20 protein-coding genes and 1 pseudogene are annotated in these 19071 nt (G+C 72.8%); 11 read left to right on the plus strand and 10 right to left on the minus strand.

Going from position 1 to position 19071, the window contains the following annotated elements:
* Positions 1–100: DUF5914 domain-containing protein (locus tag AB0917_RS13755; protein ID WP_366819751.1), on the plus strand; the 100-nt coding region annotated here is incomplete at its 5' end.
* Positions 101–117: 17 nt separating this feature from the next.
* On the opposite strand, the gene AB0917_RS13760 is transcribed toward AB0917_RS13755, so the two are convergent.
* From AB0917_RS13760 to AB0917_RS13775, 4 genes are all read right to left on the minus strand, one after another.
* Positions 118–1677: an NAD(P)/FAD-dependent oxidoreductase gene (locus AB0917_RS13760; protein WP_366819714.1), complete on the minus strand. Its 1560-nt coding sequence runs from the start codon at positions 1675–1677 to the stop codon at positions 118–120.
* Complete coding sequence (locus tag AB0917_RS13765) at positions 1674–2402, minus strand: class I SAM-dependent methyltransferase (RefSeq protein ID WP_366819715.1); 729 nt, start codon at positions 2400–2402, stop codon at positions 1674–1676. The genes AB0917_RS13760 and AB0917_RS13765 overlap by 4 nt, the downstream gene beginning before the upstream one ends.
* The gene (locus tag AB0917_RS13770) at positions 2399–3622 is read right to left on the minus strand and encodes a lycopene cyclase family protein (protein WP_366819716.1); all 1224 of its coding nucleotides are present in this window, start codon (positions 3620–3622) and stop codon (positions 2399–2401) included. Before AB0917_RS13770 ends, AB0917_RS13765 begins: the two co-directional genes overlap by 4 nt.
* Positions 3623–3729: 107 nt before the next feature.
* Positions 3730–4164 (minus strand): hypothetical protein, encoded by a 435-nt coding sequence (locus AB0917_RS13775; RefSeq protein ID WP_366819717.1) that lies wholly within the window; start codon positions 4162–4164, stop codon positions 3730–3732.
* A gap of 178 nt (positions 4165–4342) precedes the next feature.
* Here AB0917_RS13775 and AB0917_RS13780 point away from each other — a divergent pair, with 178 nt between their 5' ends.
* From AB0917_RS13780 to AB0917_RS13790, 3 genes are read left to right on the plus strand one after another with little or no spacing between them, the layout of a single operon-like run.
* Entirely contained in the window at positions 4343–4846 is a 504-nt protein-coding gene (locus AB0917_RS13780) for a helix-turn-helix domain-containing protein (protein ID WP_366819718.1), read from the plus strand.
* Positions 4839–5201: a DUF4180 domain-containing protein gene (locus AB0917_RS13785; protein ID WP_366819719.1), complete on the plus strand. Its 363-nt coding sequence runs from the start codon at positions 4839–4841 to the stop codon at positions 5199–5201. The genes AB0917_RS13780 and AB0917_RS13785 overlap by 8 nt, the downstream gene beginning before the upstream one ends.
* Positions 5202–5254: 53 nt before the next feature.
* Entirely contained in the window at positions 5255–5485 is a 231-nt protein-coding gene (locus AB0917_RS13790; RefSeq protein WP_366819720.1) for a bacteriocin immunity protein, read from the plus strand.
* Positions 5486–5494: 9 nt separating this feature from the next.
* On the opposite strand, the pseudogene AB0917_RS13795 reads toward AB0917_RS13790, so the two are convergent.
* The 3 genes and pseudogenes from AB0917_RS13795 to AB0917_RS13805 all read right to left on the minus strand — a co-directional run bounded on the left by AB0917_RS13795 (position 5495) and on the right by AB0917_RS13805 (position 8321).
* Positions 5495–6426: pseudogene (locus tag AB0917_RS13795) on the minus strand (IS5 family transposase).
* Positions 6427–6538: 112 nt separating this feature from the next.
* Positions 6539–7126 carry a TetR family transcriptional regulator gene (locus AB0917_RS13800; protein WP_366819721.1) on the minus strand — a complete coding sequence of 196 codons (588 nt, stop codon included), beginning with the start codon at positions 7124–7126 and terminating at the stop codon, positions 6539–6541.
* Between the two features lie 217 nt (positions 7127–7343).
* The gene (locus AB0917_RS13805) at positions 7344–8321 is read right to left on the minus strand and encodes a sporulation protein (RefSeq protein WP_366819722.1); all 978 of its coding nucleotides are present in this window, start codon (positions 8319–8321) and stop codon (positions 7344–7346) included.
* Positions 8322–8567: 246 nt separating this feature from the next.
* Here AB0917_RS13805 and AB0917_RS13810 point away from each other — a divergent pair, with 246 nt between their 5' ends.
* The 5 genes from AB0917_RS13810 (at position 8568) to AB0917_RS13830 (ending at position 12618) form a co-directional block, all read left to right on the plus strand.
* Entirely contained in the window at positions 8568–9905 is a 1338-nt protein-coding gene (locus AB0917_RS13810) for a hemolysin family protein (protein WP_366819723.1), read from the plus strand.
* Entirely contained in the window at positions 9902–10918 is a 1017-nt protein-coding gene (locus AB0917_RS13815) for a hemolysin family protein (protein ID WP_366819724.1), read from the plus strand. Before AB0917_RS13810 ends, AB0917_RS13815 begins: the two co-directional genes overlap by 4 nt.
* Positions 10919–11022: 104 nt before the next feature.
* A complete protein-coding gene (locus tag AB0917_RS13820; RefSeq protein WP_366819725.1) occupies positions 11023–11643 on the plus strand; it encodes an L-threonylcarbamoyladenylate synthase in 621 nt (206 codons plus the stop codon).
* A 5-nt stretch (positions 11644–11648) separates the two neighbouring features.
* Complete coding sequence (locus AB0917_RS13825; protein ID WP_366819726.1) at positions 11649–12281, plus strand: hypothetical protein; 633 nt, start codon at positions 11649–11651, stop codon at positions 12279–12281.
* 112 nt (positions 12282–12393) lie between these two features.
* Complete coding sequence (locus AB0917_RS13830; protein ID WP_018512798.1) at positions 12394–12618, plus strand: hypothetical protein; 225 nt, start codon at positions 12394–12396, stop codon at positions 12616–12618.
* Between the two features lie 187 nt (positions 12619–12805).
* Here the strand turns inward: AB0917_RS13830 and AB0917_RS13835 are convergent, their stop codons facing one another.
* The 3 genes from AB0917_RS13835 to AB0917_RS13845 form a co-directional block, all read right to left on the minus strand.
* On the minus strand, positions 12806–14482 hold the full coding sequence (locus tag AB0917_RS13835; RefSeq protein ID WP_366819727.1) for an ABC-F family ATP-binding cassette domain-containing protein: 1677 nt from the start codon (positions 14480–14482) through the stop codon (positions 12806–12808).
* 306 nt (positions 14483–14788) lie between these two features.
* Entirely contained in the window at positions 14789–16270 is a 1482-nt protein-coding gene (gene mptB, locus AB0917_RS13840; RefSeq protein WP_366819728.1) for a polyprenol phosphomannose-dependent alpha 1,6 mannosyltransferase MptB, read from the minus strand.
* Between the two features lie 156 nt (positions 16271–16426).
* A complete protein-coding gene (locus AB0917_RS13845; protein WP_366819729.1) occupies positions 16427–16696 on the minus strand; it encodes a hypothetical protein in 270 nt (89 codons plus the stop codon).
* Positions 16697–16855: 159 nt separating this feature from the next.
* Between AB0917_RS13845 and AB0917_RS13850 the strand changes: the two genes are divergently transcribed.
* Both AB0917_RS13850 and AB0917_RS13855 read left to right on the plus strand, forming a co-directional pair.
* Positions 16856–17683: a PP2C family protein-serine/threonine phosphatase gene (locus AB0917_RS13850; RefSeq protein ID WP_366819730.1), complete on the plus strand. Its 828-nt coding sequence runs from the start codon at positions 16856–16858 to the stop codon at positions 17681–17683.
* 65 nt (positions 17684–17748) lie between these two features.
* Positions 17749–18744 carry an MASE1 domain-containing protein gene (locus tag AB0917_RS13855; protein WP_366819752.1) on the plus strand — a complete coding sequence of 332 codons (996 nt, stop codon included), beginning with the start codon at positions 17749–17751 and terminating at the stop codon, positions 18742–18744.
* The last annotated feature ends 327 nt before the right edge of the window (positions 18745–19071 follow it).

Consider the following 19071-nt stretch of genomic DNA (forward strand, 5'->3'; position numbering starts at 1 on the left):
CCCGCTGATGCGCGCCTCGGCCGGCCGGTTGTGGCGCGACGACCTGGCGTACGCGGAGAGGCGCTGGGAGCTGCGTGACAGCGGGCGGTTCCCGGGCTGACCCCGGCGGCCCCTCCGTCAGCCGGCCCCCAGCGCCGCGAGTCGGCGCAGGACGGCGGAGCGCCCGGCGCGTGGGACGGTCCAGAGCCTCTGCCCGCGTACGCCCCACCTCTCCAGCAGCGCGTTCGCGGCGAGGAATCCGCTGGTGGCCGCGCGTTCCATCAGCGCCACCGGCAGCCCGGTGCGGACCATGTCCCCGGCCACCGTGACGGCGGGGTCGGGGCTGCGTACGCCCGGCCGGTCCCGGTAGCCGCCCACGGGGAACATCGGGCAGTCCGCCCGCCATTCGTGGCGCTCGTCGACGATGCGGGCACTTCGTGTCTCCGGGTAGATCCGGTGCAGTTGCCGCAGCGCCTGGGCCTGTACGGCCGCCCGGTCCGCGTCCGGTGCGACGGCGTACGCGTGCAGTTCGACGACCGAGCCCCTGGTGCGCCGGGCCCAGCGGGCGGCCTCGCCCTCCCAGCGGTCCAGGACGCTCACGTTGTCCAGGGGCCCGTAGCCGCTGGTGCCCAGGAAGCCCGGCCGGTCGTACGCCACCGGGCGGTCGAGCCAGAGCCGTGAGACCAGGAACGGCGGGGCGGTGCGCAGCCGTCCGATCCGGCCGCGCCAGTCGGCGTCGCCCAGCTCCGGGGAGGCGGCGACGACCCGGCGCAGGCCGCCGCTGTCCAGGGCGAGGACGAGTGCGTCGTACCGCGTGGTGCGCTCGTCGGTGGTGATGTCGAGGCCGCCGTCCGGCTGGGGCCGCACCTGCCGGACCGCCGTCCGGGTCCGTACGTGGACGCCGTGGCCTTCCAGGTAGCGGTGCAGCGGGTCCCACAGGGCGGTGGGGAACGGTTCGTCGGGGACGTCGAAGAGCAGGCCCTCGCTGGAGCCGAGGAAGTAGATGTGGAACATCAGCGCCAGTTCCGCCGCCGACAGTTCGCGCGGGTCGGCGAAGAAGCTGCGCGAGAACACCTCGAACGCCAGGTGGTGGGCGGCCTCGGGGAAGCGGACGCGGGTGAGGAAGTCGTGGGCGCTGACGGAGTCGAGACGGTCGTAGACCTCGGGCACGCGGACGTCCAGCAGCGGCAGGGCGGCTCGCGGGTTCATCCGGGCCAGGTCGCGCAGGCCGAAGGTGGGGCTGAGCGCGACGAATCCCAGGGCGCTGAGGGGAGGGGTACGGGGCACCCGGGCGAAGCTGTCGTGGAGGCCGGAGCTGTGCCGCAGGGGGTAGTCGGGCAGCCGGGTGAGCGAGTCGAGGCCCGGGTCGACCCGGCGCAGCAGGCCGCGCAGGTTGTAGTACTGCCGGAAGAAGGCGTGAAAGCCACGGCTCATGGTGACGGCCGTACCGTCGGCGAGCTCGGTGGGCCAGCCGGAGAGCCGTCCGCCCAGGCCGCGTTCGCGCTCGTGGAGGGTGACGCGTGCGCCGCGCTCCGCCAGCAGGGTGGCCGCCGCGATCCCGGCGATGCCCCCGCCGACGACCGCGACGGCGGGGGCCTGGCCCGTGAGGCGGGCGCGGCCGGCGGGGGCCGGTACCACGGAGGCCTGCCGGTCCCGGCCGTGCCGGTGGCCCGTTTTGGTGTTCCGCGGGGACCTCATGAGCGCTCCTCCGCACCGGAGGGCGTCCGGCCGACGAAGGTGTGGGTGATCCCGGTCTGCCAGCCGGGCAGCGGCAGGACGCGCACGTCGCGGAACCCGGCCCGCCGCAGGCGCCCGGCGAACGCCGGGGCCGTGTCGAACTCGACGACGCTGCGCCGGAGATGGCGGTAGAGCTGACCGTCCCCGGCGAGCCGCCCGGCGGGCTGGACGACCGCGGCGCAGACCGCGTTCCACACGGCACGGTGGACGGGGGATCCGCCGAGCGTGTACTCGTGCACGGCGAGGCGGCCGCCCGGGGCGAGCAGACCGCGTACCAGGTCGAGCGTCTTGTCGGGGTCGGTGAGGTTGCGGAAGAGGTATCCGGCGAACACCGCGTCGAAGGAGCCGGGTCGCAGCCGGCCGGCCAGCTCCTCGACCGGGGCGTGCACGAAGTCGACGCTCCGCGGCCAGCTCTTCGCGGATGCCCGGTCCAGCATGCCGGCGGAGGCGTCGACGCCGGTGATCCGGGCGTACGGGGCGGCGGCCAGGAGCGCGGCCGTGGAGGCGCCCGTACCGCATCCCAGGTCGAGCACGCGCAGCCCGCGTCCGCCGTCCGGCAGGCCCGTCCGGCGGGCGGAGCGGCGCAGATGGGCGTGGTAGCCGGGGCTGGCCGCGACCAGGCGGTCGTAGGCGGCGGAGCCGTGGTCGAAGGCCCGGGACAGTGCGTCGCCGCGCAGCAGGGTCATGGGGTGCTCTCCTCGTGGCCGGTCGGTGGGGGCGGGGGCGGTTCGCGTCTGGTTCGGAAGGGGAGTTCCACGACGGTCCGCAGCATCGGAACGACCGGGGTGCGCAGGCCGACCAGCAGGTCCTCGTGGAGGCGCGAGTCGCCGTCCAGGAAGCGGAGGAGCCGTTCGCCGGGGACACCGCGGAAGAGGCGGGTGAAGAAGTCGGCGCCGTCCACCCTGCCGCTGTCCAGCGCCCGCAGCATGACCGCGTCCATCGCGCGGGGCCGGGCCCCGTAGGGCGCGGGCACGCGCAGCCCCCGGCCGGCGCGGAGTCGGTCGGCGACGGCCCGGCTCTGCCGCTGCACGGCCGCGAAGGTGTATCCGGTGGAGGGGCGGGTCGCGCCTCCGGCGGTGCCGATGCGGTGCACCGACCGCCCGTCACCGTGCGGGAAGTGACCGTCCGTCATGGGGATGACCCCGCGCTCCTGCGCCTGGACGCGGAACTCCCCCAGTTTCAGCACCTCTCGGGTGTAGTGGCGCAGGGCGCGCAGGTAGTCGTCGGTGTCCAGCGGGGCGGGTGAGAACTCGGTGTACTCGACCAGGGCGGTGTGCTGGTCGAGCGGCAGGACGTAGCCGAAGGAGAGTCCTCGCGAGGGCTGCGGGGTACGGAAGTCCATCAGGTCCGCGGTCGTCGGGTCGAACGAGGGGCGCTCGGTGCGGACGAACCAGCCCATGAAGTGCTGGAGCAGGGTGGTGCGGGCGGGCGGCATGCGGGCGGGCGGGCGCGAGTCGAAGACCCGGCGGCCGCGCACGAGGACGTGTCCGCCCCGCGCGTCGCGGGCGAGGACTTCGCCGCCGCCGTCCGGTGCCTCGCGTACGGCGGTCACCGTCGCCTCGATCCGGCGGAAGGCCGGCGCGCCGGTCAGCCGCCGGCCGGCCAGGGCCTCGAAGGCGTCCGACCGCAGCATCTTGTAGCGGAAGGGGGACGGGTCGCTCACCGTGGCCGCCCCGTCGGCTCCCCGCACCCTCAGCCGGGGCCAGGAGGCGGCGAGGGCCACGTCGTAGGCGCCGCCCGGCGGCTCCCAGTAGCACCAGGTGCGCGGCGGTGGCCTCAAGGGCCCCGGCGGGGCGTCGACGAGGACGACCGACAGCGGTACGGCGCCGCCCGGCGCGCAGAGGTGGTACGCCAGGCTCAGCCCGGCCGCTCCGGCGCCCACGATGACGACGTCGGGGTCTGGCACGGCTTGCCTCTCGGTTGGACGGGCAGGGACCCTTCCGGCTGGACCGGTACTGAATCCTTCCGTACCGAGGGGCCGGCCGGACGTGTGCGACGCGCCCGTGACACGCCCTACTTCGCGGTGTGGTCCGGGTGCCCCCGCGTGCGCCGGGCCTCCTTCATCTCGGCCTCGTACAGGTGGTCGCGGCCCTCGGCGAGTTCGCCCCGGATCTCCCGCTCGACCGTCCGGAACACGTCGTAGTACGTGGCGTTGTACTCCTCGACGATCTGGAAGGTCCAGTGGCCGGGGGTGACGTTGCGGCCGAGGATCTCCCGCTCGACCCGGTCGGCCTGGGCCCCGTGCCCCGCCTCGCGGAGCAGCCGTACCGCGTCGTCGAGCGTGAGGTCGGCGCTGCCGGTGAGCTGGTGGAAGGTGTAGAGGGCGCCGCGAGCCCGTTCGGTGGTCTCCAGCGCCTTCGAGAGGGCACCGAGCGCCTCGACGGTGGTGTCGGTGACTCCTTCGGGGCGCTGGTGCCCCGGGTCGGGAGGCCGGCTGCTGGCGTTCATGGATCTCCTCGTCGACGTCGACGTCCGAGCGGTGGTTCACTCCCCACCTTCCTCGTCAGAGGCTCGCCACACCTGCTGTCAGCTCCACCCGGACCAAGAGGCATGCATCCTTCCCCATTACTCCTCACCACTCCCTATCACTCCCTCAGAAGGGTTCTTTGAGGTACTGTTCGGCAGCATGGAGAGCGGCGAGGGGCGTGAGCTGTACTCGATCGGCGAGGTGGCCGAGCGGCTGGGCCTGCATGTGCGGACCGTCCGGAACTATGTGCGCGACGGGCGGCTCAAGGCCGTCCGGATCGGCAAGCAGTACCGGATCAGCCGGGCGGATTTCGAGGCTCTGACCAGCCACTCGGCCGCCGACGCGCCCGATGGCCCGCCGTCCGGCGCGGGCGGCGGGCGAGGGCACCTGGAGGTGTCGAGCATCGTGCGGATCGACGCGATCGGCCCCGACGCCGCGCATCGGCTGAGCACCTTCCTCACCGCGAGCGCGCAGTCCCCCCGCGACACCCCGGACCCCCTGCACGTCCAGACGGTCCACGACAGGGAAAGAGCCCGGATGAAGATCGTGATTCTCGGCGGCGCCTCGGCCACCGCCGAACTGCTGCACCTGATCGACGGCGTACTCGGTCCGGACAACGACATGCTCGGAACCGGCGACGGACAGGAGGCGCACCGTGCCTGACCTTCTGGTGGAACACCACGGCACACCGGTGCTGACCTGCTCCGCCGACGGCCCCCCGATCGCCACCGTGCAGGACGCGCTCGACCATCTGATCGGGCCCGCGTTCCAGGGCGCCGAGGTGGTCGCGGTCCCGGCCGAGCGGCTGGACGACCGCTTCTTCGACCTGAGCACCGGGGTCGCCGGCGCGATCCTCCAGAAGTTCTCCAACTACCGGCTGCGGCTGGTCGTCGTCGGGGACATCACCCGCCACCTGGCGGCGAGCACGGCCCTGCCCGACCTGGTCCGCGAGGCCAACCGGGGACGGGACATCTGGTTCGTGACCGACCTGGACGCCCTGGCGGCGCGCCTCGCCTAGGACTTGTCCGGCCGATCACGCCGCTCGGTAAGGTGCACCGATGGAGGGGCCTGATGAGTGCGGTGGGGTTGAGTCGGGCGGAAGCGGTCGCGCTTGTGCAGCGGATCATGGAGGCGGACTACGCCTCCGAAGACGAGGTGAACGACTGGCTGGACAGGCTCGACAGAGCTCTGTCCTGCCCGTCCGGTCACGTCAGCGGCCTGATCTTCTGGCCGCCGGAGCGGGAGTTGTCGGCCGAGGAAGTCGTCGACCAGGCCTTGGCATACGGGCCGATTGCCTTGTGATGCCGGTATTCAGCTACGGAGCCAGATCACAAGGGCTGCCGCGGTGGCGGTGCCGAGGAAGACGTAGCCGCGTTTGTCGTAGCGTGTAGCGACTGCCCGGTGCTGCTTCAAGCGGTTGATGGCCCGTTCGACAGTGTTGCGTTTCTTGTACCGCTCTTCGTTGAAGCCTGGTGGCCGTCCGCCGCGTGAGCCTCTGCGCTGGCGGGCGGCCTGACTGTCGGACTTCTCCGGGATCGTGTGCCGGATGCCCCGGCGCCGCAGGTAGTTCCGGACGGGCCCGTTGCTGTACGCCTTGTCGGCGGCGACGCTGTCGGGCTTCTTACGGGGCCTGCCCGGCCCGAGTTTCGGAACGCGGATCTTCTCCAGGACCGGCTTGAACTGGGTGCAGTCCGCCCGCTGACCTGGTGTGACGATCAGGGACAGCGGTCTGCAGCGGCCATCCGCGCTCAGGTGGAGCTTGGTGGTGAACCCGCCGCGCGAACGGCCCAGGCCCTCACCTCCAGCACCACCTCCACCAGGCGGGCGTGCAGGCTCTGCCACGGCGTTTCGTCCTGGTGTTCTGGCTCCTCGGCCCCCTTTGAGCCGGGCGCCGGCGGTGGGTCGGTGCGGGCACCCGCCGCATGCTGATGCGCACGAACGATGGTGGAGTCGACCGAGATGTCCCAGTCGATCTCACCTGCCGCGTCGGCTGCGGCCTGGACCTGCTGGAACAGACGCTCCCACGTCCCGTCGGCCGACCACAGCCGGTGGCGTTCATAGACGGTCTTCCACGGCCCGAACCGTTCAGGCAGGTCACGCCACTGCACGCCGGTCCGCACTCGGTGCAGAATCCCGTCGATCACCTGCCGGTGGTCCCGCCACCTGCCACAACGCCTGTTGCTGACCGGCAGGAACGGCCGCAGCCGTTCCCACTCAGCATCACTCAGATCACCCCGCCCCATGCCCACATCAACGACCCAGGTGCGGTGCAGTCACATGATCGGCCGGACAAGTCCTAGCGGATCTCCGGCCCCTGGGGTCCTGATCCGCCGGCCACGCCCCAGGAGGGGCCGTTCACGGCGCGAAGGCGCGCCGCACCGCGCGGGCGAGTGCGGTGCGGCGCCGGTCGTGTTCGGCCTCGGCCTCGTCCCTGCTCGCGGCGTACAGGGCGCTGGCCGGGGACCAGGTCATCGACATGGCGGTGACGAGGGAGAGCACCTCGGCCGCCGGGAGCTCCGGGTCGACGAGGCCCTTCGCCTGGGCGTCGGCGATCGACCGGAGCTTGGTCTCGTCGTGCCCCGGCATGAAGTGGAACAGGTCGCCCGTGGGAGTGCGTTCGAGTCGGGCCCAGGTGGCGAGGCGGACCAGTTCGGGGCGGACGAGGTAGGAGTCGTAGAGGCGGACGGCGTAGCCGGGGAGGTCGTCGCCCGTCACGGGGACGGTCTCGACGATCCGCTCCACGTGCTCGGCGAAGACGGCGTCGAAAAGCTCGTCCTTGCTGCGGTAATACTTGTAGATCTGGGCCTTGTTGACCTGGGCGTCGGCGGAGATGCGGTCGATACGGGCACCGGCGATGCCGTAGGCCGCGAACTCCGCCGTCGCCGTGTCCAGCAGCCGCCGCCGGGAAGCCTGGCCCGCGCTGGTGATCCGTCCCGTCTTCATGGCCCCACGATAAAACCAACCGGTTCGCCGTCTTTTCCCGCCCCTCGCCCCCGGGACACCACGTTCCAGGCCTCCGCCGCTCCGTCCCGGCCCGATCAGGGCCGCCGCGCCGCCGCCATGAACGCGCCTCCCCCGAACCGACATGCCCGAGCGGACATGCCCGGCCCGGCGCGGCCCGGCGCCCGCGAGGAGCCGTTCGCGCCGGGCCGTGCCGGGGTCACTCCTCCTCGTCGTCCTCGAAGGCGTCGCCGATCTCGTCGATCACCTCGGCGGCGACCATTCCGCCGACGACACCGACGGCGGCCCCTGCCGCGACCCCCGCCACCACCGCTCCGGCCCCGGGGCCCGATCGGTGGTGGCCGTCGTGGGCGTGAGCGTCGTGGTGGCCGTCCTGGGCGTACGCGTACGGCGCGGCGTGGGCCGCGCGGGCGCCGGTCACCTGCTGGAGCCAGGCGTCGACCTCGGCGTTGCGGTCGGCCTGTGCCACGGTGTGGTGCGAGGTCGTGAAACGGTGCACGGTGTCGTGGCCCTCGGAGTGGAGCCCGGCCCGCTTGTCCGCCTCGATCACGACCTCCAGGCCGGCCGGCGCGGCGAGGAACGTCACCTCGATCTCGTTGACGGCGTGGGCCTCCCCGGCGGGCGGCACCATCTCGATCTCCTGGTAGCAGGGCAGCTGCTGACCGGTCCCCCGGATGTGGCCGAGCTCCAGGTCGGCCGACCTGAATCCGTATCCGAGCTGCCCGAACGCCTCCAGGACCGCCTCCTGGGCGGGCAGGGGTGCCACCGCGAGCGCGTCGAGGTCGCCCTTGTCCCGCGCCCCGGCGACCTCCAGCTCCGTCCGGATCCCCAGGACCAGCCCGAGGGGCTGGCCGTGGAGCTCGGTGAACGGGGTCTCCCAGGGCAGGGTGACGGTGAACGGCACGGTGTGCTCGGCGCCCTCCGCGAGCCGGAATCCGCCGCCGACGAAGAACCGTTCGAGGACGGCCGTGCCCTCGCGCTCCTCGTCCTGGCCCTCCGCCTCGACCCGGGCGACCAGGAGGAGCGTGATCCGTTCGACCGTCACCTCGCTCCCGCCGCCGCGCAGGCGGACCTCGCCGGAGAGCGGGCCGCCCGGCAGGGCGGGGGCGGGCTGCAGAACGGTGTCGACCGAGGGGCCGCCGACCCCGAGGGCTCCGAGCAACTTCTTGAACACCATGTCCGGCGTCCACTCCTTCTTCGGTGGGTGAGAACACCTCTCTACCCAGCCGACCCCTGCCGTGATGCGCGCCACTCCCCATCGATTTGCTCTCCCTTTACTATCTACAGGGCGGGTAGTCATCCGCCCTCGGCGTCGAGCCCGACGCCCCGAACAGAGAAGGAGCTGCGGTACCGCAATGGGTGAGCCTCCCAGTACGAACCGTGTCATCCCTGCCCCGGCACACCAGGGGACGGAGGTGACACGGTGAGCGAAGTGCTCCTGCTCCTTCTCGCCCTCGGTCTGACTCTGGCGTGCGCGGTGTTCGTCGCGGCCGAGTTCTCGCTGACCACCATCGAGCGCAGTGAGCTCGAACGAGCCGCGCGGGCCGGTGAGCGCGGCGCCGAGAGCGCGCTCAAGGCGGCCAAGCGGCTCACGTTCCAGCTGTCCGGCGCCCAGCTCGGCATCACGGTGACCTCGCTGGTCATCGGCATGCTGGCCGAGCCGTCCCTGGCCGCGCTCCTGCGCACCCCGCTGGAGTCCGCCGGTCTCCCGGCGGGCGCCGTGTCCACGGTCGCGACCCTGCTCGGTGTGGCGCTGTCCACCGTCGTCCTCATGGTCGTCGGTGAACTCGTCCCGAAGAACTGGGCGATCTCCAACCCGCTGGCCGTCGCCAAGGTCGTCTCCGGCCCGCAGCGTGCGTTCACGGCCTGCTTCGCCCCGCTGATCCGCCACCTCAACAACACGGCCAACCGCGTCGTGCGCCGGTTCGGCCTGGAGCCGGCCGAGGAGCTGGCCTCGGCCCGTACCCCGCAGGAGCTCATCGCTCTCGCGCAGCACTCGGCCCGCCAGGGCGCCATCGAGCAGGACTCGGCGGAGCTCTTCGTCCGCACCCTGCACCTGGCGGAGCTGTCCGCCGAGAACGTGATGACGCCGAGGGTGGACGTACGGGCCCTGGAGGCCCATGCCACCGCGGCCGACGCCGCCAACCTCACGCTGGCCACCGGCCTGTCCCGCTTCCCGGTCTACCGCGACAGCCTGGACCAGGTCATCGGGACCGTCCACATCCGTGACGTCCTGGCCCTGGACGAGTCCGAGCGTGCCCGGACGCCGGTCACCGCCCTGGCCACCGAGCCCCTTCTCGTACCGGATTCGCTCCCTGTGGACCGACTGCTGGCGCAGATGCGCCTCCACCGGACCATGGCGGTCGTCATCGACGAGTACGGCGGTACGGCGGGGGTCGCCACCGTCGAGGACATCGTCGAGGAGGTCGTCGGAGAGGTCCGCGACGAGCACGACCCGCACGAGCGCCCCGACCTGGAACCGGCCGAGCCGCTCGGCGAGGGCCGCCCGGTCTGGGAGGCGGAGGGCAGCATCCGGCTGGACCAGCTCGACCGGATCGGCTTCCGCGCGCCGGAAGGCCCCTACGAGACGCTCGCCGGGCTGCTGGCCAACCAGCTCGCCCGTATCCCGGTCCGCACCGACCGGATCGAGATCGGCGGCTGGCAGTTCGACGTGCTCGACATCGAGCACCACCGGGCCGACCGGGTGCGGATCACCGCCCCCGACCCGGCGCTAGCCCTGGTCGAGGAGGACGCCCGATGACCACCGTTCAGCTTCTCATCGGGGCGCTCACCCTTCTGACGAACGCGTTCTTCGTCGGCGCGGAGTTCGCCCTGATCTCCGTGCGCCGCAGCCAGATAGAGCCGGAGGCCCTGCGCGGCAGCCGGCGGGCGAAGAGCACCCTGTGGGGCATCGAGCACCTGTCGGCCGCCATGGCCACCGCCCAGCTCGGCATCACGATCTCCTCGCTGGTGCTGGGCGCCGTCGCCGAACCGGCCATCGCGCATCTGCTGGAGCCGCCGTTCGACGCTATCGGCGTGCCGGACGCACTGGTCCATCCGATCGCGTTCGTCATCGCGCTGACCCTGGCGACCTATCTCCACATGCTCATCGGCGAGATGATCCCGAAGAACATCGCGCTCGCCGCGCCCGTCGCCACGGCCCTGGCGCTGGGCCCGGCCCTGGTGGCCCTGACCCGGGCGCTGCGCCCGGTCATCTTCGGTATCAACGCGTTCGCCAACATGCTGCTGCGGCTGCTGAGGGTCGAGCCCAAGGACGAGGTCGCCTCGGTCTTCACCGACGACGAACTGGTCCGCCTGGTCAAGGACTCCAGCGACGCCGGTCTTCTCGCCCCGGCCGACGGGGAGCGGCTGCGGGACGCCCTGGAGCTGGGCACCCGGCCGGTCGGCGAGGTCATGGTCCCGCTCAACCGGACCGTCACCGTCGACCTCGGCATCACCCCGCAGCAGCTGGAGCGGGCCGCGGTCGCCTCCGGCTTCTCCCGGCTGCCGGTGACCGCCCCGGACGACGGGGTGCTGGGCTATCTGCACATCAAGGACGCCCTCGGGGTCGCGGAGCGCACCAAGCCGCTGCCCACGAGCGCGATCCACCCCGTCATCCGGGTCGAGATCGACACCCCGCTCGACGACACCCTGACGGCGATGCGTGCCGCCGGTACGCACCTGGCCGCCGTCGCCGGTGACAAGGGGACGGTCATCGGCTTCGTGACGATGGAGGACGTCCTGGAGGAGCTGGTCGGGCCCGCCACGGTCTGACCATACGGAGAGCGGCGGGGGGGCGGTCCGGTGTTCCGGGCCGTCTCCCCGTCGTCGTGCCCGCTGTCCGGACGGGCCGCCTCCGGAGCACGTAAGCTCGGCGGATGGCCAAGTACTTCGACGTGCACCCCGAGAATCCCCAGCCGCGCACCATCGGCACGGTGGTCGACAGCATCCGTTCCGGTGCGCTCGTGGCGTATCCGACCGATTCCTGTTACGCGCTGGGCTGTCAGCTGGGCAACCGCGAGGGCATCGCCCGGATCCGGTCGATCCGCAACCTCGACGACCGCCATCACTTCACGCTGGTGTGCCACGACTTCGCGCAGCTGGCGCAGTTCGTCCGCGTGGACAACGACGTGTTCCGCGCGGTCAAGGCGGCCACGCCCGGCAGTTACACCTTCATCCTCCCGGCGACGAAGGAGGTGCCCCGCCAGCTGCTGCACCCGAAGAAGAAGACGGTCGGCGTCCGCATCCCCGACCACGTCGTGACCCAGGCGCTGGTCTCCGAGCTGGGCGAGCCGCTGCTGTCCAGCACACTGCTGCTGCCGGACGAGGAGGAGCCGCTGACGCAGGGCTGGGAGATCAAGGAGCGGCTCGACCACGAGGTGGACGCCGTCATCGACTCGGGCGACTGCGGCACCGAGCCGACCACCGTCATCGACTTCTCCGGTGACGAGCCGGAGATCGTACGCCGGGGCGCCGGCGACCCGTCGCGCTTCGAGTAGGGGCTGTGGCGGGCGAGCGGCTGCGGTTCGACGGCTGGATCGCCGGTGTGGGTACGTCCTCGGGCACCCGGCTGGTGGTCGGCCACTGGCCGCGTTCGCCGTTCGGGGCGTTCAGCGACGTCATGGTCGAGCGTCCCGACGGCGAACGGGTCCTGCTGGCGCCCACCCGGCCGGTCGCCGACTTCGTCGCCGCCACGTACCGCTTCGACCGGATCGAGGTGGTCCCCGTGGCCGTCACCGGCTCCCTCTCCGGCTCCGGGGCCATCTGGCTCGTCGAGGCGGGGACGCTGCGCCTGCGGCTGCGGGCCGGACGCCGGTCCGCCCTCGGCCTGCTGCTGGCCGCCGTACCGGCCCCGCTCGTCCGCAGCCCGCTCTGGGCCGCGCTGTGCGACGTGCCGGCCCGGCTGCTGATGCCCGGCGTACGCACCCTGGGCCGCGCGGGCCCCGGGCGGCGGGAGTGGTACGGGGCGCGGGACCTGCGGCCCGTCCTGGCCGCCCACGCCGTACTGGACGGGGTGGACCTGGGCCCGCTCGCCCCGCTCGATCCGCCTGTGGCCTTCGGGTTCGGCTCCGCCCCGCGCACCCCCTCCCTGGTGCGCGTCACCACAACGGTGGAAGTCGGGGCCGCCGGGCGGTGAGGGCCTCCCCCGCCCCTCGGGAGGGTGCGGCCGCGCCGGACCGCCGGCGGCTCGCTCGCGGAGAGGACGGGCCGGGGATGCGAGGGGGCGGGGCGCGTCGCAGGGTGGAGCCATGGCGAATCCACCGATCGTCATCCACCGGCCGACCCCCTCGGGCGGCCGCCGGGTGACCGTGCACTACGAAGGCCGGGACGAGATACTCGGGCTGGCCCACAGCGACCACGACGTGATCGTGTTCCTGAGCGAGGCCGGCCTCGAAGAGGCGGACCGGATCCTCGACAACCCGGTCTGGGTGGAGTGGCGGGGCGGGCGGGCCCACCGTTACGAAGCGGCCTGAGAGGCCGCCTCCCCCTCACACCGGGTCACCGGGTCACCGGGTCACCGGGTCACCGGGTCAAGGTGTCGAGAACGGCCGGAACCGAGCTGGGCGACGGTCGGCCTCCCCGCGGCCATCACCCCGGTGATCCGTACGGCACAGGGGCCGAGGTCGGCGCCCGTCCGGATCTCCTTCCCGTCGGCAGGGCTCACGGCGTGCCCGCCGGGGTCGACTCCGGGCTGCCGAACAGTGCGCGGACTTCTTCTGCGTCGCTCTCCCGCAGCTCGTCGTCCAGCAGGATCCAGCGGGTGATGCCGATGGATTCCAGGAACGGCAGGTCGTGGCTGGCGATGACAAGGGCGCCTTCGTAGGACTCCAGAGCGCTCGTCAGCTGCCGCACGCTGGCCAGGTCGAGGTTGTTCGTCGGCTCGTCCAGCAGGAGCAGTTGCGGTGCGGGGGCGGCGAGCATCGTGGCCGCGAGCGCGGCCCGGAAGCGTTCACCGCCCGAGAGGGTGCCCGCCGGCTGCTCGGCGCGGGCCCCCTTGAAGAGGAACCGGGCGAGCTGGGAGCGGATCCGGTTGTCGGTGGTGCCGGGCGCCGTGCGGGCGACGTTGGCGGCGACGCTCAAGGTGTCGTCCAGGACGTCCAGCCGCTGCGGGAGGAATTTCAGCGGCACCGACGCCGTGGCCTCGCCGGAGCTGGGGGCGAGCTCTCCGGTGAGCGTGCGCAGCAGGGTCGTCTTGCCCGCCCCGTTGCGGCCGACCAGGGCGATGCGTTCGGGTCCCTTCACCTGGAGGCTGCCCTCGCGCAGCCGCCCGTAGGGCAGGCTCAGGTCCCGTACGGTCAGGACGGTGCGGCCGGCGGGTACGGCGGTGTGGGGCAGGCTCACCTTGATCTCGGCGTCGCGGCGGACGGCTTCGGCGGCCTCCTCCCTGCGCTCGCGTGCCTCGTCGAGCCGGTCCTCGTGGAGCCCGCGCAGCCGGTCCCCGGACTCCTGGGCCGAGCGCTTGCGTTCGCCCGCGACGATGCGCGGGGCGCGCCGCTGGGCGTCCAGCTTCTTGTCGTGGCGCTGGCGGCGGGCCACCTTGGTCCGGGTCTCCTCCAGCTCGCGCTGCTGGCGCCGTACGTCGGCCTCGGCGGAGCGCAGCATCCGTCCGGCGGCCTCCTGCTGAGTGGCGATGGCCTCCTGATAGGCGGACCAGCCGCCCCCGTACCAGCTCACCGAGCCCGATCGCAGTTCCGCGATGCGGTCGACCCGCTCCAGCAGGTCCCGGTCGTGGCTGACGACGATCAGGATGCCGGTGCGCCAGGAGTCGACGGCGTCGTAGAGCCTGCGGCGGGCGAACAGGTCCAGGTTGTTGGTGGGCTCGTCGAGAAGGAGGACGTCGGGGCGTTCGAGGAGCAGCGCGGCCAGGCGCAGCAGGACGGTCTCCCCGCCGGACAGCTGCCCGACGGTGCGGTCCAGTTCGACGGCGCCGAGTCCCAGGGAGCCGAGGGTGGCCAGGGCGCGTTCCTCGACGTCCCAGTCGTCGCCGACCGTCTCGAAGTGCTCCTCCCGTACGTCTCCGGACTCGATGGCGCGCAGGGCGGCCCGCCGCTCGGCGATGCCGAGGGCCCCGTCGACCCGCAGGCCGGTGTCCAGGGTGATGTTCTGGGGCAGGTAGGCGAGGTTTCCGCCCACGCTGACGGACCCCTCCGAGGGGCGCAGGTGGCCGGCGAGCAGGCGCAGCAGGGTCGACTTGCCGGTGCCGTTGGTGCCGACCAGGCCGGTGCGGCCCCGGGGGACGGTGAGGGAGAGGCCGTCGAAGAGGCTGGTGCCGTCGGGCCACCGGAAGGTGAGGTTGGAGACGGCCACGGAGGCGCTGGGCGCGGTGGGATGGCTCATGGTGGGTTCTCGCAGTCGGAAGCGGAAGGAACGGGGGGCTTCGTATGCGAACAGCACGCGGCGACCCGGCCGGGGCCGGAGAGTGGTGGGGAGAACAGCCCTGCGCAGGAGGGACGGCTCAGCACCGAGGTCGCATCCACGCGGAAGTCACGGGCGGCAGAGATGCCGACAGCGTCGTGACCGGTGTACGGGCCAGGCCGTACCGCGCGATGATCGCGGACCTCAGATGCGCAACGTCCACCTCTATCGGAGACAACAGGACGGGATCAGCGTACCGGAGGCCCGCCCCGGGCGTCGAGCGATGGGCTACGCCGTGCTCTGCGGGATCTCGGTGGACCGCGGGGCGCCCTGCGGGCGGCCACCGCCTGCTCCGAGCACCTGCGCGCCTTCCGCGGCGGGCGGGGTGCGGCGGGCGACGAGGGTGGCGAGGAGGGCCGCGAGTGCGGCGAGGGCGAACCCGAAGGGAGGGGTGGCGCCCGTGGGGTGGGTCTCGTAGACGAGCGCCGCCGACAGCACCATGAGGACCGTGACGACCCGGCCGTACTGCTGGGTGGCGGCCACGACGACCAGCCCCCACAGGAGGTACCAGGGCTGCACCATGGGCGAGAGCGCGACCAGCGCCAGCAGCCCGAGGCCCAGGGCGTGGGCCGGTGGCAGGTGGCCGTTCATCGACCTGCGGGCCAGGACGACGATCACGACGACCGCCGCCGCCAGGCCGAGGGTCTGCACGGCGGACTTGACCGGTTCGGGGTCGGTGCCCAGGAGCAGGCGGCCCAGCTCGCCCAGGCCCAGGCCGAGGTCGCTGACGACGGAGAGCGCCGTGTGGATGTTGCCGGCGACGCCCTGGGTCCTGAGCCAGCCGAAGCCGGTGCCGCTGATCAGGGTCGCCGAGCCGGCGACGGCACACGCGACGAGGCCGGGTGCGAGGAGCCCCTTGGCCCACCGCCGTAGCCGGGGGCCGGTCGCGGAGGCGTGCACGGTGACGCCGATGAACAGCAGCGATACGGCGGCCGGGGACTTGACCGTCATCGCGAGCCCGACGAGGGCGCTGCCGGCCACCCATCTGCCGCGCAGCGCGAGCGCGATCCCGGCCAGCATCAGGCCGATCATCAGGCCGTCGTTGTGCATGCCCGCGACGACGTGCATCAGCAGGAGCGGGTTGAGCGCCCCCAGCCACAGGGCGCGGCTCTCGCTGGTGCCGTGTTCGCGGGCCAGCCTGCGCAGGGCCCAGACGATGAGGACCAGTGAGGCGAGCGCGATGAGCCGCATCGCCAGGACGGCGGGGACGATCGTGCCGCCGGTCGTCTTCGCCACGGCGGCGGAGAGAAGGAGGAAGAGGGGGCCGTACGGGGCCGGGGTGTCGCGCCAGTGGTTGCCGACGCTCGCCGCCGCGTCGCCGCCGATTCCGGCGGGGTCCAGGCTGGAGGGGCCGACAGTGTAGACGTCGTGGCCCTCGATGACCATCGCGCCCTGGGCGATGTAGCTGTAGACGTCGGCGCTGTAGAGCGGTGGCGTGAGGAGGAAGGGCGCGGTCCACCAGGCGAGGGTGGTGAGCGTTTCCCGCACGGATGCGGCGGCCCTGCCGTACTGCCACCAGGCGACGACCAGCACGGTGAGTCCGGCGTAGGCGAGGACCGCGGCGGCCGTCCGTACGGCGGATCCGTGGTCGACCCAGAGGCCCCAGGGGTCGTGAGCCGGCAGCTTGCCGGAGATCCAGCCGCCCGCGGCGGTCGCCAGGGCACCCGCCGCACCCAGCCGACGGTATCCGACAGCACTCAAAGCCCACATGACCGCAGAACCTATCGGACGGCGTGAGGCTGCCGTTCCCCTCCCCCCGTTCCCTCCCCCGTCCCCCTGTCTCTTGTCCCCGTGCGCCTGGGCGCGGGCGCCACCTCGGACATCGTCCTGGGCACCGCGCAACCCCCCGGGGGTGTCCGGCCGCTCCTAGCGCACGTCTCCCCGCCAGTCCCACTGGTGGCCGTCGATCGAGCGGGGCCCGTACTCGGCGCGGCCACCCGGCCCGTAGGCGCCTATCTCCGTGACCAGTCCGACGCCTTCACGCAGGGCCGCCTCGCTCCAGCCGGTGACGTCCAGGAGCAGACCGTCGAGCGGGCCGCCGACCAGTTCCCGGTAGTCGTGGCCCGGCCTCGGACCGGGATGCGGATCGTCGTGGTCGGTGCCGTACACCCGTCGCTGCCTCATCAGCTCGTCCATGCAGGCAGCATCCCACCGGCCACTGACAACGGCCCGGCGTGCGGGGCCATCCGGCCATCCCGCTCCTTGCGGGAACGGGGTGCGCCCCGTCGTCGGCGAAGTCGCCGCCGCGGGGCGTGCACCATATGATTCAGGGACTCACGCACCGCGGAGCAGCCAATGAACCGGCGACGGACTCCCCGCTCGGTGAGCGGCGAGGACCTGCTGACCACGTTGCAGAGCCTCACCGCCCGCGCTCGGCGGGAGGTGGAACTGCACCAGGCCAGAGTGGAACTCGCGCAGGCCCTTCAGCGCGACATGCTCCCGGCGACCCTTCCCGACCTCCCCGGTCTGCGCTCCGCGGCGCGCTACGCGCCGGCACGGGACGGCCTGGACATCGGCGGTGACTGGTACGACGGCTTCGCGCTGGCGGACGGCGCCCTCGGGTTCGCGATCGGTGACGTCCAGGGACACGACGTGGAGGCGGCCGCCTTCATGGGGCAGGTCCGCATCGCGATGCGGGCCATCGCGGGCACGGTCTCCGACCCGGGTGAGGTCATGGGCCGGACCAACGACCTGCTGCTGTCCGTGGACTCCGGTCTCTTCGCGACCTGTACGTTCCTGCGGCTGGACCCGCGGACCTGGGAGCTGCGCAGTGCGCGGGCCGGGCACGTGGCCAGTGTGTGGGCGACCGTGGACGGGCGGTCCGGCGTCACGGAGGACCCGGGGGGCCTGCCGCTGGGGATCCAGACGGGCGAGAGGTATCCCGTCACCCGGCGGACCCTGGACGCGGACGGTGCGATCGTGCTGCTCACCGACGGTGTCGTCGAGGGCCCGTCGCTGCTGATCGAGGAGGGGCTCGACCGGGTGCGGCGGCTGGTCGCCGCCCATGCCGGGGAGAGCGCGGACACCCTGGCCGACGGTGTTCTCGGGGCGACGGAGCTGACGGGCCACGAGGACGACGCGGCCGTACTCGTCCTGCGGCACGCCCCGGCCCGAGCGGGGTGACGCCGAGGCGGCAGGGTGCGTGTCACCGGCCACCTCCTCCGCGAGGTCGGTGTCTGATGAGTGCTGTGATCCGCAGCAAGGAAGCCAGACGTCGGGCCGTGTACGTGGCGCAGGTCCTGGGCGTGGCCGGCGCCTACTACCTGTCCGGACGGCTCGGGCTGACGCGTCAGGTGGTGGTGGACGGCGCCATGGTCACCCCGCTCTGGCCGCCCACCGGGATCGCGCTGGCCGCCCTGCTGTACCTCGGGGCGCGGGTCTGGCCGGGCATCGCCCTGGGTGCGCTCTTCACGGTCTCCGCCATCGGTGACGCGTTCACCGTGTCCCGGCTGGGCATCGTCCTCGGCAACACCCTCGCGCCGCTGGCCGCCTACGCGCTGCTGCGCAGGGTCGGCTTCCGCGGCGAACTGGCCCGGCTGCGGGACGGGGTCTGTCTGGTCTTCCTCGGCGCGCTCGCCGGGATGCTGATCAGCGCCACCGTCGGCGCCGTGACGCTGATGCTGGACGACAAGGTTCCCCCGGGGCGGTTCTGGCTGGTCTGGTCGTCCTGGTGGGCGGGGGACGCCATGGGGGTCCTCGTGGTCACCCCCGTACTGCTGGTGCTGAGACGGGTGCGGTGGCCCCGGCTGTCCGACCGGTGGCCGGAGGCCTGTCTCCTCGCCGTCGTCGTGGTCGTGGCGGGATACTTCTCCACCCGGAGCTCGCTCTCGATGATCTACCTGGTGTTCCCGGTGATCATCTGGGCGGCGCTGCGGTTCCAGCTGCCCGGCAGCGCGCCGTGCGCCCTGGTGGTGTCGGTGCTGGCGATCACCGCCGGTACCGATGCCCTGGGGCCGTTCGCGGGCCACACCCTCATGGAGGTCATGGCCAACCTCACCGTGCTCAACGGGTGCGTGGCGCTCACCGCGCTGCTGCTCGGGGCGATCGTGGCCGAGCACCAGAACATCCGCCGTGAGACGGAGCACGCGGTCGTGGAGCTGGAGGCGCTGGTGGAGCAGCTCGCCCCGCTGTCGGGACCGCCTCCGGCGCGGTACGACGACGACCCGCCGCACTCCGGCCGGTGACGAGCCCTCACGGCCCCGGTCGGTGGCGTCGCGAACCCGGTCAGTAGGGCAGCGGCCGGCCGGAGGGGGTCCGCAGGTCGAGCGGGGGCGGTCCGGACGGGGGCGCGGGTCGACGGACAACGATGCGGATGCGGCCCATGGCCACCACCTCCTCCAGGTGACCGGTATCTGCCCAGTCGGCGCGCGTTCACACTTCCCCGCCCCCGGCACACCTTCCCCGGCGCCACGCGGCCGAGGTCCGGGCGCGCGTCCGGGCGGTGCGGAGATGCGGGCCGGGCGGTGCGGAGATGCGGTCCGGGCCGGGGGCGGTGACCCTTGATGGGTGGG

Source organism: Streptomyces sp. NPDC007346 (genome assembly GCF_040703535.1).
Lineage (GTDB): Bacteria > Actinomycetota > Actinomycetes > Streptomycetales > Streptomycetaceae > Streptomyces.